Annotated in this window: 16 protein-coding genes; 13 read left to right on the forward strand and 3 right to left on the reverse strand. The window is 54.0% G+C overall.

The window, feature by feature from the left end:
- The first annotated feature begins 3 nt into the window (after positions 1-3).
- The 6 genes from N1030_RS04645 to N1030_RS04670 all read left to right on the forward strand — a co-directional run bounded on the left by N1030_RS04645 (position 4) and on the right by N1030_RS04670 (position 5,646).
- The gene (locus tag N1030_RS04645; RefSeq protein WP_265827988.1) at positions 4-1,260 is read left to right on the forward strand and encodes an SPOR domain-containing protein; all 1,257 of its coding nucleotides are present in this window, start codon (positions 4-6) and stop codon (positions 1,258-1,260) included.
- A gap of 25 nt (positions 1,261-1,285) precedes the next feature.
- On the forward strand, positions 1,286-2,299 hold the full coding sequence (gene fbp, locus N1030_RS04650) for a class 1 fructose-bisphosphatase (protein WP_265827989.1): 1,014 nt from the start codon (positions 1,286-1,288) through the stop codon (positions 2,297-2,299).
- 131 nt (positions 2,300-2,430) lie between these two features.
- The gene (gene tsaD / locus N1030_RS04655) at positions 2,431-3,522 is read left to right on the forward strand and encodes a tRNA (adenosine(37)-N6)-threonylcarbamoyltransferase complex transferase subunit TsaD (RefSeq protein ID WP_265827990.1); all 1,092 of its coding nucleotides are present in this window, start codon (positions 2,431-2,433) and stop codon (positions 3,520-3,522) included.
- A gap of 152 nt (positions 3,523-3,674) precedes the next feature.
- The gene (trxA, locus tag N1030_RS04660) at positions 3,675-3,998 is read left to right on the forward strand and encodes a thioredoxin (RefSeq protein WP_265827991.1); all 324 of its coding nucleotides are present in this window, start codon (positions 3,675-3,677) and stop codon (positions 3,996-3,998) included.
- A complete protein-coding gene (gene trxB, locus N1030_RS04665) occupies positions 3,998-4,915 on the forward strand; it encodes a thioredoxin-disulfide reductase (protein ID WP_265827992.1) in 918 nt (305 codons plus the stop codon). The genes trxA and trxB overlap by 1 nt, the downstream gene beginning before the upstream one ends.
- Positions 4,915-5,646: an outer membrane protein assembly factor BamD gene (locus N1030_RS04670; protein ID WP_265827994.1), complete on the forward strand. Its 732-nt coding sequence runs from the start codon at positions 4,915-4,917 to the stop codon at positions 5,644-5,646. The genes trxB and N1030_RS04670 overlap by 1 nt, the downstream gene beginning before the upstream one ends.
- A 121-nt stretch (positions 5,647-5,767) precedes the next feature.
- Here N1030_RS04670 and yihA read toward each other — a convergent pair whose 3' ends face one another.
- Entirely contained in the window at positions 5,768-6,397 is a 630-nt protein-coding gene (gene yihA / locus N1030_RS04675; RefSeq protein ID WP_265827997.1) for a ribosome biogenesis GTP-binding protein YihA/YsxC, read from the reverse strand.
- Between the two features lie 143 nt (positions 6,398-6,540).
- On the opposite strand from yihA, the gene N1030_RS04680 reads away from it, so the two are divergent.
- The 4 genes from N1030_RS04680 to lolA all read left to right on the forward strand — a co-directional run bounded on the left by N1030_RS04680 (position 6,541) and on the right by lolA (position 10,904).
- Entirely contained in the window at positions 6,541-6,999 is a 459-nt protein-coding gene (locus N1030_RS04680; RefSeq protein WP_265827999.1) for a type II 3-dehydroquinate dehydratase, read from the forward strand.
- An 80-nt stretch (positions 7,000-7,079) separates the two neighbouring features.
- Positions 7,080-7,640, forward strand: a complete 561-nt coding sequence (gene efp, locus N1030_RS04685) for an elongation factor P (protein ID WP_265828001.1) — start codon at positions 7,080-7,082, stop codon at positions 7,638-7,640.
- 149 nt (positions 7,641-7,789) lie between these two features.
- Positions 7,790-10,177: a DNA translocase FtsK gene (locus tag N1030_RS04690; RefSeq protein ID WP_265828003.1), complete on the forward strand. Its 2,388-nt coding sequence runs from the start codon at positions 7,790-7,792 to the stop codon at positions 10,175-10,177.
- Between the two features lie 49 nt (positions 10,178-10,226).
- Positions 10,227-10,904, forward strand: coding sequence for an outer membrane lipoprotein periplasmic chaperone LolA (gene lolA / locus N1030_RS04695; RefSeq protein WP_265828005.1), 678 nt, complete (start codon positions 10,227-10,229; stop codon positions 10,902-10,904).
- Between the two features lie 96 nt (positions 10,905-11,000).
- Here lolA and N1030_RS04700 read toward each other — a convergent pair whose 3' ends face one another.
- Entirely contained in the window at positions 11,001-12,020 is a 1,020-nt protein-coding gene (locus N1030_RS04700) for a pseudouridine synthase (RefSeq protein ID WP_338033324.1), read from the reverse strand.
- A gap of 24 nt (positions 12,021-12,044) precedes the next feature.
- Complete coding sequence (gene yedF, locus N1030_RS04705) at positions 12,045-12,659, reverse strand: sulfurtransferase-like selenium metabolism protein YedF (RefSeq protein ID WP_265828006.1); 615 nt, start codon at positions 12,657-12,659, stop codon at positions 12,045-12,047.
- 107 nt (positions 12,660-12,766) lie between these two features.
- On the opposite strand from yedF, the gene N1030_RS04710 reads away from it, so the two are divergent.
- From N1030_RS04710 to N1030_RS04720, 3 genes are read left to right on the forward strand one after another with little or no spacing between them, the layout of a single operon-like run.
- Complete coding sequence (locus tag N1030_RS04710; protein ID WP_265828007.1) at positions 12,767-14,584, forward strand: ABC transporter ATP-binding protein; 1,818 nt, start codon at positions 12,767-12,769, stop codon at positions 14,582-14,584.
- Entirely contained in the window at positions 14,585-15,208 is a 624-nt protein-coding gene (locus N1030_RS04715; protein ID WP_265828008.1) for a lysophospholipid acyltransferase family protein, read from the forward strand.
- Between the two features lie 15 nt (positions 15,209-15,223).
- On the forward strand, positions 15,224-16,132 hold the full coding sequence (locus tag N1030_RS04720; RefSeq protein WP_265828009.1) for a lysophospholipid acyltransferase family protein: 909 nt from the start codon (positions 15,224-15,226) through the stop codon (positions 16,130-16,132).
- Positions 16,133-16,204: the final 72 nt, after the last annotated feature.

Genomic DNA, 16,204 nt, shown 5'->3' on the forward strand with positions numbered 1-16,204 from the left:
TACGTGCGTCGTTTGATGTCTGTAGCCATTATCATGGCTCTTTGCGTAACCGTGCTCGCCGGTTGCAAGCAAACTGCGAAGAATGTCTGGAAAGACACGAAAAAATATTATCGGGAATATGTAAATACTCCCGCAACTCTTGAATTTGAACCTGCAGATCCAGAGCCGGTGGAGGACCGCCTTGCAACGGTCTATACTCCGGTAGGGATTGCGCTGGAATCCTTCCGCCGCGATATGGAGAATCAGGATCAGTTCCCCACTGATGTCTGGGTGGACAAGATGATGTCCAAGTATCCCTGGCTGAGTGGTATTGCCGTAGTTGCGACCGACGGCACCATCTATCTGCAGAAACCTGCCGTAAGCATGAAGGCGCTTGATTTCGCCCCCTTGTTTGCAGAAGATGAAAAGAGCGGCATGCGTGATATGCGCGCATACGCCGAAAGTAATCCCCTCGGTCCCGAGGTATACGCAGGCACTCCTTTCTTCGTGGATAATGAGCTCAAGGGTATGGTTATTGCCCATTTCGATCCCCGCAGTCTGCTTTCTGTTTGCCCCGATCCCGCACGCCTTGTCATTATTGCGCCTGAAGGGGTGCTGTGGTCCGGACATTACATTTACGATACCACGCCGCTGTCCAAGGTGGACTGGAAGAACACTCTTGAATCAGACAACTCGGACACCGAATCCAACGAATTGGGTGAGTTCTTCTGGGTATCTAAATACCTTGGCAACATGCCTCTCGTTTTTGCCGCCACTACTGGTGAGTTCCCCATTGATCCCAGCCAGTTGAACGCGCTTGTGCGTCCTGAGCCGGTTATGGATGTGCCCACCGTCATGCCTGAAAAGCAGGACAGTGGAGCAGAAGTCTTTGAAGCTGCTCCGGCAGAAGAAGTAGCCCAAGAGGTTGTTGCCGCCCCCATTCTTGAAAACGGCATGGTGCAACCTACTCTGAGCGATACCCCCGGCCCTGCGGCACCGACCAAGGATGTGGTTTATTCGGTTCAGGTTGGCGCCTTTCATAATCCCCAGTACGCACAGGAACGCATGGACCTTGTGCGAAGCCACGGTTTCACGCCCTGCCTGATGAAGCTTTATGACCATCAGGGACAGCTCTGGCACGTAGTTGAAGTATTCGACTCCCCAGACAAGGTTGCTGCTTTCAAAGTGCTGCGCGACTTTGCAAAACAGGCTCCTGGCGTTGAATACACCATGGGGATTCTGGATGCTGGCGTTGTAACTCGTAGAAAAGAGTGCCAATAGGCAAACCGCATTTACGGAGGGCATAATGCGTCAGGTTACTGTAACCGAACATCTTTTGCTGCATCAGACCAAGTCTCCTGCGGCTTCCGGTAAATTTACGGCACTGCTGTACGACCTTATTCTTTCGGCCAAAATGATTGCGCGTAGCGTGAACAAGGCTGGACTGCTCGATATCCTCGGTGCAACCGGTGAGACCAACGTGCAAGGTGAGCAGGTGCAGAAATTGGATGAATACGCCAATCGCACCCTCATCCATCGCATGGAACGTACCGGTGTGCTCTGTGCCATGGCTTCTGAAGAGAATGCTGACATCATCAAGGTGCCGGACAGATTCAAGCGGGGAGAGTACATCCTCATCTTCGATCCTCTGGACGGCTCTTCGAATATTGACGTGAATATCAATGTTGGCACCATCTTTTCCATCCTGAAGCGCACGTCTCCGCAAGATGAAGACGTGACACTGGCGGACATTCTGCAGAGTGGTACGGAACAGGTGGCCGCCGGGTATTTCCTTTATGGTTCTTCTACCATGCTGGTCTATACTTCCGGCGAAGGGGTGCACGGATTCACGTTGGATCCGACTGTGGGCGAGTTCCTGCTTTCTCACCCCAACATCCGCATTCCGGAACGCGGCAAGGTGTATTCCGTCAACGAGTCCTACTACCATTACTGGGATGATCCGACCCGTAAGGTCGTGGAGTATTTCAAGGGTACGGACAACGAACGCGGAGCACCATACTCGCTGCGTTATGTTGGTTCTCTTGTGGCGGACTTTCATAGAAACCTGCTTAACGGTGGTATCTTTATGTATCCCGTTGACTACCGCATTCCCCACAAGCCTCAGGGTAAGCTGCGCCTCATGTGTGAAGCCTCGCCGCTTGCCTTTGTTGCCGAACAGGCCGGAGGTGCCGCAACCGACGGCAAACGTCGCATTCTGGATATCAAGCCCGGCGAACTGCACGAGCGTGTACCGCTGTTCATCGGCTCCTCAAGAGACGTTGAACGGGTATCGCAAATATATGAAGAAGCAGGGCTGTAGCCCCGTCAAGTCAGAGATTACGGAAGCGGGGCCCTGCGTCCCGCTTCTTTCTTTTTCAGATTGAACGAATATTGGCAGCTCGAGCAAGACACCCCTCAGTTGCCTTGAAACCTGAGACCCCAGAGATGACCATGCTGACTCTTGGCATTGAAACTTCCTGCGATGAAACCGCCCTTGCCCTCGTCAAGGACGGAAAACTGCTGCACAGCGTCATGGCGACGCAGATTGACATACACGCCTTATTCGGCGGGGTAGTACCGGAACTTGCCTCGCGTGAACACTACAGACTCATTGGCCGTTTGTACGACGAACTGTTGCAGCAGGCAGGCATAACGGCCGGGGATATAGATGTAGTCGCTGTATCCAGAGGTCCCGGACTTCTTGGCAGCCTGCTTGTGGGACTGGGGTTTGCAAAGGGGCTTGTGGCTGCAGGCAGGGCTCGGCTGGTCGGTGTAAACCATCTGCATGCACATCTGCTTGCTCCCGGACTTGAAGAAGAGCTTGAATTTCCTGCAGCAGGTTTGCTGGTATCCGGCGGCCACACGCACGTTTACCGCATCTGCGGCCCCGATGACTTCACGCTTCTTGGCAGAACGCTTGATGATGCTGCAGGCGAGGCATTCGACAAGGTCGCGAAAATGCTGAATATGCCGTATCCGGGAGGGCGCTTCATAGATCAGCTCGGGAGAATGGCGGAGCCGGACTCGAAGCTATTTACGCGCCCCTATATTGATAATGACAATCTGGATTTCAGCTTCAGCGGGCTAAAAACCGCGGTTAGCTTGTACATTCAGAAGAACCCGCAGCTCGTGCTTGCATCTCAGGACATGGCCCCCAGACTGTTTGATGGCAGTATGGATGTCTCCGGCCTTGCTCATTTGTGTGCTTCCTTCAACCATACCGTGGCAGAGACGCTCCGCATCAAGGTGGAACGAGGCATTGACCAGATGCAGGGTAGGGGAGAGTCTGTCAGATCTCTCATCGTGGCCGGAGGAGTTGCGGCCAACAGCCGGGTTCGCGAAGCCATGAAAGCAGTGGCCCAGCGCTTCGGTATCAGGCTTTCGCTGCCGTCTCTCTTCCTTTGTACGGACAACGGAGCCATGGTGGCGTACGCGGGAGAATTGCTTGCGCAAAAGGGATTGAGCCATGGGCTTGATCTGGATGCCATTCCGCGTGGTCAGAAAATCCCGGATGACTACCTGAGAATGGACCTGAACCGTTGAACAAAGGCTCATAAATAATTACCGTCCCTTGACACGGTCTGAAACCCCTAATATTTGTATTTGATATCGACGCAGGACAGCTACGTGTTGTCGCGTCCCCAGAATGAACGATGAGGCCGAACTTTCGGTCAAAACCTACAAAGGAGCGAACTATGGCAGTTCAGGTAACCGACAGCAATTTCGAAGCTGAAATTCTCAAGTCCAATATTCCCGCTCTTGTTGATTTCTGGGCTCCCTGGTGTGGCCCCTGCCGTGCCATGGGACCGGTGATTGACGAACTGGCCTCTGAATTCGAAGGCAAGGTTCGTATCGCCAAGATGAACGTCGACGAAAACCCCGCTACCCCCAGCAAGTACGGTATCCGTGCCATTCCCACCATCATTCTGTTCAAGAACGGTGAAGTTGTGGAGCAGATCACCGGCGCTGTTTCCAAGAGCAGCATCAAGGACATGATCTCCCAGAAGGCTCTCGGCTAATGAAAGAATATGATTCCTTGGTGATAGGGGGGGGGCCGGCAGGAGTTACGGCCGCCCTTTATCTTTTGCGTTCCGGCATGACTGTGGCGTTCACGGAGATGCTGTCTCCCGGGGGCCAGTTGCTGATGACCGAGGAGATCGAGAACTATCCCGGTTTTCCCAAGGGCATCAAGGGCTACGAGCTTGCAGACTTGCTTGCCGCCCATCTTGAAGGCTACCACTACGACAAGTATACGGACGCCGTGAAGACCATTGAGCACAGCCCCAAGGGCAACAAGGTGCTCATCGGTGACGAGTGGGTGCTCGCAAAGACCATCATCATCTGCTCCGGTGCCAAGTACAAGAAGCTTGGCCTGCCCAATGAGGAGCGCCTCACCGGTCGCGGTATTTCTTACTGCGCCCTGTGCGACGGCAACTTCTTCCGCGGGCAGACTGTGGCCGTTGTGGGGGGAGGCAACTCCGCGCTTGAGGAATCGCTTTATCTGGCCAAGCTGGTAAAGAAGCTGCACCTCATTCATCGCCGGGACGACTTCCGAGCTACCAAATGTGTGCAGGATAAGGTGTGCATCATTCCCGACATCAATATCATCCGCAGTTCCGTGGTGACAGAGATTCACGGGGAAAATAGCCTTACCGGCGTGACCATCAAGAATATGAAGACCGGAGAGGAGCGTCTGCTCGAGCTTGACGGGCTGTTCATCTTTGTCGGGTACGAACCCGTCAAGGAGTTCTATCCTGTTGGTTTGAAAACGGACAGTTCCGGCTTCATCATCACCGATACGGAAATGGCTACCAACCTGCCCGGCATATATGCCGCCGGCGACTGCCGGTCCAAGAATTGCCGCCAGGTCGCCACTGCAGTTGGTGACGGCGCAACCGCCGCCAACTCGGTATTCCACTATCTGGAAACGAATTAATGCGTAGAACTGTCATTCGCTTTTTAGCGCTGCTGCCTGTTCTGTTCGTACTGAACGGATGCGGATTCATAGACTATTTCTATTTGCCGCCCCCAGAAGACACAGCTCAGGAACTTTTTGAAGCCGGGAACGATGCGATGCGTGAAAAAGATTATGCATCGGCCATCGAGTACTTCAACACGCTCAAGGACAAGTACCCCTTCAGCCCTTATACGATTGAAGCGGAACTGTCTCTGGGAGACGCCTATTTCCTTGATGAAGAATATCCGCTTGCAGTGGATACCTACAAGGAATTTGAAACCCTCCATCCGCGTCACGAAGCCATTCCCTATGTCCTGTTCCAGATCGGCAACGCCAACCTGAACAGCTTCATATCCATTGATCGGCCGCAGACGAACATTGCCGAGGCCTACGAGTACTTCCAGCGCCTGCAGGAATCATATCCCGGCACGGAGTACGCCGTTAAGGCTCAGGATTATCTGCACACCTGCCGCAAATACATGGCAGAGCACGAAATCTACGTTGCGGATTTCTACTGGCGTACGGAGCGGTATACAGCGGCTTATCGCCGTTACAACACTGTTGTGGAGCAGTATGCCGACGTTGAGGAATATCAGGAATACGCCCGTGAAAAGGCGAAAATATCCTACCTCAAGAGTCAGCAGCAGGAATCGCAGGAACGTCGTGAAAAGCGTGAAGGCTCGTGGAAAGACTACTTCGAATGGCTGTAGCTTAAGCGCATTGTCATGCATAAAAAAAGGGCGGTTCCTCAAGGAACCGCCCTTTTTAGTGTCGTGTCACAATCTATTCTGCACGCAATGGACCAGGTCGCTACTACAGAGAAGGGAAGGGTCAGGAGTTCTCCTCACCTGATTCAGGGCCTGCTTCGGTAGCCTCAGCCTGTGGTCCTAAGGCATGCAGCCTCATGGTTTCCCAGATGGTGCTGATGCCGATCCCCGAGGAGGAGGAAGAGATGATGGGCTTTACCCCATTAAGCAACCGTGCCCATTCAGCCTGTTTGGCGGCTCGTTCCTTCTGCTTGCACTTGTCGGCCTTTGTCAGAATGGGAAGCAGGGGAATATTGATGGAGCGGGCATAGGCCGTCAGGTCAATGTCGAGTTTCTGAGGCGGAATCCGGCAATCAAGCAATACCGCAAGGGCCTTCAGCGAAGGGGTGCTCGTGAGATAGGCGTTGATGAGCTGTGCCCATTTTTCACGGTCACTTTTGGATGCTTTTGCGTAGCCGTAGCCGGGCAGGTCCACAAGATAGAATCCCCAAGGCTCCACACGGTAAAAGTTGATGCTTTGGGTTTTGCCGGGGGTAGCGCTTATGCGGGCCAGTTTCTTGCGTCCGGCAAGAGCGTTGATGAGCGAGGACTTGCCCACGTTGGAACGCCCGGCAAGAGCAATCTGCGGAGCCTGCACGCTCTGGAGCTGCTCCAGCGTATATATGGTATCTTCCAGAATAAGTTGCGGTTGCATTGTATACCTGATGCTGAGGGAATGCCGGAGACCCGGCTTGACAGAAGAAGTCAGTTTGTAAATTATGCCTTGTTTCAATCCATATTGCGATATGATGCGCAAATGCTATCAGATGGATGGCATAAACACAAAGGGGAATGCGTATGACCCGCTACAGGTTTTTGATCCTCAACGGCCCCAATCTCGGCGCGCTCGGCAAGAGACAGCCGGAGATTTACGGAACGAGCGGAATGGATGCGTTGCCCTTTCTTGTCCATAAGGTGCTGGGTGACCGGACAGATGAGGTTGAACTGAGCTATTTTCAGTCCAACAGCGAGGGGGCGCTCATCGACAGGCTGGAACAGGCTAGGGAGGAGGGCATGCATGGCGTGGTCTTCAACGCCGGCGCATACACGCACACCAGTCTTGCTCTGGCAGACTGCCTTGCCTGGATAAATGTTCCCTGTGTGGAAGTTCACCTGAGCAACGTTCTGGCCCGCTCCGAACCATTACGCCAGAAAAGCTACATAGGCCGCCATGTCATAGGCGTTGTGGCCGGTTTCGGCATGATGAGCTATGCCCTTGCGGTACAAGCTCTTGTGCAGCATCACGAAAAAGAGTAATGTGCCGCTTCCCGTGATGGGGAACCATATTTAATTCAGAACATCACTTTCGGCATCATGCTGATTTTTTTGGAGGATTCATGCATTCCACTACCGATTTCAAGCGCGGCCTCAAGATCCTGATGGAAGATACGCCGTACGAAATTATTGAATTTCAGCACTTCAAGCCCGGCAAGGGCGGTGCAATGATCCGTACCAAGCTTCGCAACCTGCTCAACGGTCGCGTCGTGGACAAGACCTTCCGTTCCGGTGAAAAAGTGGGCAAGCCTGACATCGAACACCGTGACATGCAGTTCCTGTACATCGAGGACAACAATCTTGTTCTGATGGATATGGAATCCTACGAGCAGTACTACATGTCCAAGGATAACACCGACGGCAAGGAAGGCTTCCTCAAGGACGGCCAGCAGGTCAAGATCATGCTGTATAACGGCGAACCTCTCGATCTGGAACTCCCCACATCTCTGGTGCTGGAAGTTACCCATACCGAACCCGGCGCAAAGGGCGACACTGTTTCCAACGTGACCAAGCCCGCTACGCTGGAGACCGGCATCACCATCAACGTTCCGCTGTTCATCAACATCGGCAACCGCGTGAAGGTGAACACCGAAACCCGCGAATACCTGAGCCGCGAAAACTAGTATTCCGCTCCCTGTGCCGCCTGTACGCTCAGGCATTGCACCATGTGGACGGATGCCTTGTAATACGGTAAGGGATATGGCTGTAACAGGCTGTATCCCTTTTTTTCTTTATTGCTTTTACGGAGGATAGCGCTACGGACGGCAATCGCGTGGCCCGTGAACTGTTCGCCTTGTTTCTCGTCTTCTGGGGACTGCTGTTGCTGCTGAGTCTTGCGACCTACAGTCAGGCGGACCCCAGCCTGAACCACATCGTCAGTTCACCTGCTTCCATCAACAACGCCGCTGGCTTCTTCGGAGCATACCTTTCCGGTATGCTTGTGGATTTTTTCGGCATTGCATCATATCTCTGGGCATTCGGCTTCATCTTTGCCGGTGGCCGCAACTTCATACCCGGACTTACGGCCATGTGGTGGCGCTGGTTCGGCATCACTATTTTCGGCATTTGTCTGTGTGCCTTTGCCTCCGCCGTCTCCATGCAGATTGGCGACATGAGTGGCGGCGGTTTTCTGGGCACCAGCCTTTACAAGGTCGGTTGGTACTATTTGCGTCCCACCGGAGCCACATTGCTGTGGCTGTTCCTGTTCCTTTGTTCCTTGCAGCTGACCTTTGGCAGCACCTGGGCTGACCTTCTCAAACGTTTTCAGGGGCTCACCATGGACCGTATTCTCAAGGTTCTTGAGCGTCATAACCGTCGTTATGTCCTGAAAGGCAGCGGTCCCCATGATGATGCCGATGAGAAGGGGGGAGCCATCGGACGAAAGGTCAGCCGGCTTTTCCGCCCCAAGAAAAAGGCAGAGAGCAAACCGTTGGCGCTTGCCAGCGATAATGACGACCCCCATGTGCCGGAACTCGAACTCACTCAGCATGATGCTCAGGCCGTGAGCCCCGCCGCAATACGTGTTCGTCAGAGAATGGAAACTCCTGAGGAGTCGTCTGGCAGCGTCATCATAGATGAACGCCCAGTCGCTCCGGCCGGAGAGCTGCTTTCACCCTTCCCCACTATGCCCGTGGTTGAATCAAAGGCTCCCAAAGCTGCCCCCAAGGTTGCTGTCAAACCGCCTGCAAAGGGCAGGGTGCAGTTACCCAAGTTGGATCTGCTTTCGGATCACACCTCGGACATGAATCGGACTCCCAAGGAAGTGCTGGAGTCCAAGGGCCGTATGCTGATTGAAACCCTTGCCGACTTCGGCCTGCAGGGGGAACTGCAGCGCATTACACCCGGGCCGGTGGTAACCATGTTCGAGATCAAGCCCGCCCCGGGGGTCAAGGTGAGCCGCATTGCGAATCTCTCCGACGATCTCGCCATGGCGCTCAGGGCTCTCTCTGTGCGTATTCAGGCACCCATTCCGGGCAAGGATAGCGTAGGCATTGAAATTCCCAATGAACACAGAGAAATTGTCTGCCTGCGAGAACTCATCGGCGCAGAGGTCTTCCGCAAGTCCGACCTGCCCCTGACTCTTGCCATCGGCAAGGATATCTCCGGCGTTCCTTTTGCCACGGACCTTGCCAAAATGCCGCATTTGCTGGTTGCAGGCGCTACAGGACAGGGCAAGAGCGTATTCATCAACTCCGTGCTCATGAGCCTGTTATACCGCACCACCCCCGATGAACTGAAGCTGCTGCTCATCGACCCCAAGCGTATTGAACTGGCCGTATATGCGGATATGCCGCATCTGGTTCATCCGGTGGTGACGGACATGTCGCAGGCCAAAAATGCACTGGATTGGGCTGTGCATGAAATGGACAAACGCTATGAGGCCATGGCCGTGCTCGGCGTGCGCAATATCATTGGCTACAACGATAAACTTAAAGCAATGGGTGAAGATCGGCCGGAAGAATATGCCGCTCTGGAGTCCATGCCATATCTCGTTATCATTATTGACGAACTTGCAGACCTTATGCTCACGGCCGCCAAGGAAGTGGAAACCAGCATCGTCCGTCTTGCCCAGTTGGCCCGTGCCGCGGGCATACACCTCATTCTGGCTACCCAGCGCCCCAGTGTGGATGTCGTGACCGGCCTGATCAAGGCCAACTTCCCCTGCCGCATCTCTTTCCAGGTGACGGCCAAGCATGACTCCAGAACCATTCTGGATACTGTGGGAGCCGAGCATCTGCTGGGCAAGGGCGACATGCTCTTCAAGGCAGGCGGCGGCAGGCTGCAGCGCATGCATGGCGCCTTTGTCAGTGACGAAGACGTAGTATCCGTGGTCAGCTTCTGGAAAGGCCAGATGCCCCCGTCCTACAAGGTGGACTTTGCCGAATGGGGCAACGAGGGAACCGGCGATTTCGGCGGCATGGATGGAAACGGAGGTCCCATGGGGGCTGTTTCCGACGATCCCATGTACAACGACTGCGTCTCCTTCGTCATGCAGCAGGGCAAGGCTTCCATTTCGCTTATTCAGCGCCGGTTCCGCATCGGTTTCAACAGAGCGGCACGCTATGTTGAGCAAATGGAACAGGATGGCATTATTGGTGCAGCGGATGGCAGCAAGCCCAGAGCCGTTATCGGCGCTCCGGCGGGACGAGATGATTTTTGATGACAACCTGCTTTTATCATAAACAATCTTAGTTGGAGTACAACGCACAATGTGCCATATTCGTTCCATATTCCGTTCCGTTGCCATCGCAACGGGCCTCAGTCTGCTTCTGGCCGCTCAGGTCATGGCAAGCGATGTGACGGATGGTATTCAAAAACGCTACAGAGCGGCAAAGTCCATGACGGCGCAGTTCTCACAGGTGTTGCGTCACAAGGAAAGCGGTTCGGTTGAAAACCGCGCAGGGAGTTTCTACTTCAAGGCCCCCGAACGCATCCGCTGGGTTACGGAAACGCCTGCACCGGAATTGTTGGTGGTGAATCCCGAAGCTGTGTGGAACTACTTCAAGGATGAAGAAGTAGCTTACAAGTATCCGGCTTCTTTGGTGCACGAAACCAAAACTGCCCTGCGGTTCATCACCGGCAAGGCCAATCTTGAAGATGATTTCTATGTTGAAACGGCTCCTTCGCAGGATGGGCTGACCGTCCTGCACCTTTTTGCCAAGGAACCGACCACGGATCTCACTGAGGCTACACTCTGGATCTCTCCTGAATATGAAGTAGCCCGTATTCTTACCGTGGATTTCTATGGCAACGAGAATGAGATCCGCTTCAAAGACATGGCCTTTGACAAGCCGCTGGAAGATAATTTCTTTGACTTCACTCCGCCCAAGGGCGTGGACGTGGAAGACCGGACTCAAAGCGTGCCCGAGCAGAAGATCAAGGAGTAGCCTTGACTGGACGGGCAGTGGGCCTTGCCGCTTCCTGATTTCGTTACAGCCTTAAATTAAAAGCCCCTGAAGATGTCTTCAGGGGCTTTTAATTTTCTATTCAAGGCCGGTAGCTCGTCTGAGCATTCCAATTTCTGTGACATCAAGATAGCGGGCCTTGCCTTTATCAAGATTCCCCAGATCAAGGGGGCCGTGACGGAAGCGTTTCAGAGAGAGAATGGTCAGGTTCAGATCGCGGCACATGCGACGAATCTGGCGGTTAATGCCTTGCATGAGGTGCAGTTCAAGCGTGGTAACGCCATTTTCTTCACGCAGTACATTCACCTTGACGGGAGCCAGTTCTTCCCCCTCGGCCAACGTCATGCCCGAGCGCATAGTTTTGAGAGCTGAATCCGGCACGGTTCCGCGAATACGTACGCGGTAGACCTTGGGAAGATGCCACTTGGGGTGGGTAAGCCGGTAGGTCAGTTCGCCATCGTCGGTCAACAGGAGCAGTCCTTCTGAAAAGAAGTCCAGACGACCGACAGGGAAGAGCCTTGCGTTCTTCATTTCAGAAGGCAGGATGTCCAGAATGGTCGTGCGGCCTTGCGGGTCCTTGACCGTAGTGACGACTCGCACCGGCTTGTTCACGATGACATAGGTGAACGTCTGGCGGGAAGTGTTCAGATTCACGGTTACGCCGTTAACCGTAACAACGTCCTTGCTCAGCACGACTTTGACGCCGGGAGTCGTGACTACCTTGCCGTTGATGCCTACTGCTCCTTGAGCAATCAGCTCGTCAGCTGCTCTGCGGGAACAAATGCCTGCAAGAGCGAGGGCCTTGTTAAGGCGGACAGGTTCGTCAGGATTCATATAGGATGCAGGTACCTGCTCACGGGGAGCTTTCGGGCTTTGAGCCTCCCGCACGTAAGGCTTGTCATATCCTTCGGCTTTGGCAGGTCGATGTTGCGGCCCTTTTCTGTCGGAGCGGAAATGGCCATCACGCTGGGGATCGCCATCTCTTCCGGAACGGGAATGGCCGGATTCACCGCGTCGAGGTGCGGAGCGCTTTTCGCCTTCCGTCTGTTCCCGGTAGTTTCTTCTTGCTCCTGACGGCTTGTCGCTATTTCTGGACATGGGGTTCCTGAGTACTGTTGTCTGTTAGGGACGAATGACTTTGGTTGCGAGTTGCATGCTGGTCACAACGTCCAGCATATTGGTGGTCTGGCCTACGGCCTTGGCATCGAGAATGCCGAAGAAATCAAGGCAGGTGCCGCAAACCAGAATGGTTGCGCCTGCAGCTTCTAGCTTTTGCAGTTCTGCAATCACGGGGCTGTCCTTTACGGCAAGTTTGACGCCGCCGTTCACCAGAACAATCCGCCATAGCTCCTTGCCCAGTTCGGGCAGGGTGGCAAGAAAATTCTTCATGAGCTTGCCGCCCAATTCGTCATTTCCAGTACCGATAACATCAGAGGCAATAAATACGCAAACTTTCTGCTCCTGCTGCAAGGACTCCATTTGTGCCGGAGTCATGACTTCGCAGTCACAAGCCTTTGCATTGCCGCCGGAAGCAACGAGCCGCCAGCCGCCGGAGACAGCTTCAACGGCAACGGAATAGCCTTTTCCGGATACGAAACGCGTGACATTTTCCTTGGCAGCTTCATTGTCAAGCAGTATGGAGAACGCCGCAGGGGCGCTGCTTTCAATGAGCTTCTTGCATTCCAGAACAGGCTGGGGGCATGCAAGGTTCTGGCAGTTCAGTTCAATTTCTGGCATGGTGTTCCTCCTGCGCTTAGGAGATACCAGCCGTACGCGGCCGGTCAAGTTAAAACAGCACTATCAATACAGCAACGAAGCCCTTATTGGGCCGGGAAATACATTTCATGTCCGAATCGGCGAAATATGACAGAAAAAGTGAACATGTAAAGAGCATTCCTCTTCTCAAGCGGTGTCTCGGTTATTTCAAGCCATATTCAGGCAAAATCACCATAGCCATACTGGCCATGCTCATGGTTTCCGCAGCGGAAGGAGGCACTGCCTACATCGTCAAGCCAGCCTTCGACGAAGGTCTGAACGGCAAGGATATGAAATCGCTCATGTTCGTGGCGCTTGCTGCTGTTGGCATATTTTCGATGAAGGCTGCCGGACGGTACGTACAGAACTATCTCATGCGTTACAGCGCACTGAAGGTTCTGGAGCAGTTGCGTAACGAAATGTACGACAAGATGATCTTCCTGCCCATGAAGTTCTTTGAACGTGAGCAGGTGGGCAACCTCATGTCGCGCATTATTCAGGACGTCATTCTCATCCGTTCCAGTCTGCCAGCCGTCGTCATGATGGTGCGCGAGATCATAACCATGCTGGCTCTGGTCGGTGTGGTCTTCTATCAGGACTGGTACCTGGCCATATGGGCCGTTCTGGTACTGCCTGTTGCCATCATCCCCATTGCCTTTTTCGGACGCAAGCTCCGCAAGCTGGGACGCAAGAATCAGGTCAAGCTGGCTGATATTTCAGTGTTCTTGCAGGAAGTGTTCAGCGGCGTCAGAGTTGTAAAAGCCTTCCATACAGAACGTAAGGAAGGGGAAAATTTCCGTAAGGAAAACGGACGCCTGGTGAAGATCGCCATCAAGGAAGTCATCTACAGTGAACTTTCGTCACCTGTGATGGACGTTGTCGGCGCTATTGGAGCCGGAGCAGTGCTTATCGCAGGCGGTATGCGCGTCATCGATGGCCACATGACTGTGGGGGGGCTCATGTCCTTCCTCGCGGCTCTCGGTCTTTTGTATGCGCCGGTCAAAAAGTTCACCTCGGCCAACCTTGATGTACAGCGTGCGCTGGCCGGTGCCGAGCGTGTCTTCGAAATTCTCGACTCCACCGAGATAGTTGAGGAAAAGGACGGCACCGTTGCGTTTGAACCTCCGCTGCAGGAAGTGGAGTTCCGCAACATCACCTTTGCCTATGAAGACTGCGCCACTCCCGCGTTGGATAACGTGAGCTTCACCGTGCGTGCTGGTGAGCGTGTGGCAATTGTGGGGCCGAGCGGGGCGGGCAAGACTACTTTCGTCAACCTCATCCCCAGATTCTACGAACAGCAGGGCGGGCAGATACTGATCAACGGAAAGGACGTTCGTGATTACACATTGGCAACTCTGCGCCGTAATATTGCCATGGTTTCTCAGGATGCCTTCCTCTTCAACATCTCCGTGCGCGACAACATTGCATACGGGCAGGCCGAGATTAACGATGAAGCCGTATTCGCCGCTGCACGAGCTGCCTATGCCCATGACTTCATCGAAAAACTGCCCGAAGGCTATAACGCCGTGGTCGGCGAACGTGGCACCAAGCTTTCCGGCGGCCAGAAGCAGCGCCTGACCATTGCCCGCGCTATCCTCAAGAACGCACCGTTGCTCATTCTCGACGAAGCGACCAGTGCACTGGATTCAGAATCCGAACGCATCGTACAGAAGGCTTTGGAAAACTTGATGGCGGAACGCACCAGCATCGTGATCGCGCACCGTCTTTCCACCGTGCTTTCCGCAGACCGCATTCTGGTCATGGACAAGGGTAGAATCGCCTCACAGGGCAGACATGAAGACCTGCTGGGCAGTTGTCCTCTCTACACCAAACTCTACGAAATGCAGTTCAACACTCCTGAACCTGTTGAGTCTGCCACCTGCGTCATGGTTGAGGAGACTGCCTAGATGAAGATCCCGCCGAAGTTGCTCTATTCATGCATATATTGGGTTGTGCGTGCCATGTATGCCACTCTGCGCTTTCGGGAAACAGGTCGGAAGAGGGTGGATGCCATGATTGCGCAGGGCATTCCCATGGTCTTCTCCCTGTGGCATGATGAACTGTTTCCAGTGGTTCACGCCAAAAGGGATCTTGAACTCATTGCAGTGATCAGCCAGAGCAAGGACGGCGAGTTGCTTGCCGATTTCATGGAACGCTTCGGCGTGAAGACGGCTCGTGGCTCAAGCTCCAGAGGCGGAGTTAAAGCACTACTTAAAGTTTCGAAGGCCATGGAACGCGATCGCCTAAGCAGCTGCATTACTGTGGACGGGCCACGAGGGCCCAGACATAAGGTCAAGGAAGGGGCGGTATTCGTCGCCAACCGCGCCAATGCCCCGATCGTGCCCGTACGGCTGCACATGTCCCGCAGCTACAAGTTCAAGCGCGCCTGGGACAAGTTTCAAATTCCCATTCCGTTCTCCAGTGTCCATGTCGCCTTCGGCGAACCATATTATGTTCCGGAAGGCTCTCTTGAGAAGGACGCATTTGACCGGGAATGCCAGAAACTTGAAGATCGTCTTAATGCCCTTTAACCTTATGGATCATTAATGCGCCCCCCGTATTCCTATATTGCCAGAACAGCCCCCAAGCTCGGCTTCAAGGGCACAAAGAGACTTGCCTGCGTGCTGGGCGGCTGCATGTGGCATTTAGTCGGTTCACGTCGTCGACTTGCCGTGAACGCTATTGAGCATCATCTGAACGTATCCAGAGTGAAAGCTGAGGAGATCGCCAAGGCAAGCTTCATCCATAACTTCAGGTCTTTTCTGGAACTTGTTCTTGTCGGACGCATTGATGAGGACTTCTGTCGCAACACCATAAAAGAAGGGCGTCCGGGCGTCATTGAGCAGATTGCCAGTATTAAGGGGCCCGTTGTGGCTGCCACGGCGCATCTTGGTGCGTGGGAAATTCTCGCAGGCATGCTTGGCAGCCTGATTGCCTCCAAGCAACGCGATGCGCTGGTCGTCGTGCGCCGTAACAAGAATGAAGGATTACATGAATTGATCTGCCATTTCAGAGGCAGCCAGGGAGCCAGAGTTGTTGATCACCGCAAAGCCGTGTTCACCGTACTTAAAGCACTTAAGCGTGAAGGTCTGGCAGCTTTTCTTGTTGATCACAACTGCCCGCGTAATGAGGCAATTTTCCTGCCGTTTCTCAACGATATTGCTGCGGTAAACATGGGCCCCGCAGTTCTGGCCGTCAAAGCCAACGCCACAGTTGTCCCTGTTTTTCTCATACGGGACGAGCTGGGGGGCTATGTGTTCCATGTTGATACTCCCCTCACGCCGGATCAGCTGCAAGGCTCCCGCGATGACAAGATTCGCCAAGTAGCCGAGTTTTATACTGGTGCCGTTGAAAAGTATGTCAGAGACTACCCGGAACAATGGTTTTGGATGCACAAGCGCTGGAAAACCCGCCCTGAAGGGGCAGAGGCATCACGGAGCCACGACAGGCAATAGCTATTCATAGTCTGCGTATTCCGCTGTTCCTGCACCATTCCCCCTGCTGTCGCATGGGTTGGCTTTTCCGCG

It is taken from the genome of Desulfovibrio mangrovi (assembly GCF_026230175.1).
Taxonomy (GTDB): domain Bacteria; phylum Desulfobacterota; class Desulfovibrionia; order Desulfovibrionales; family Desulfovibrionaceae; genus Halodesulfovibrio; species Halodesulfovibrio mangrovi.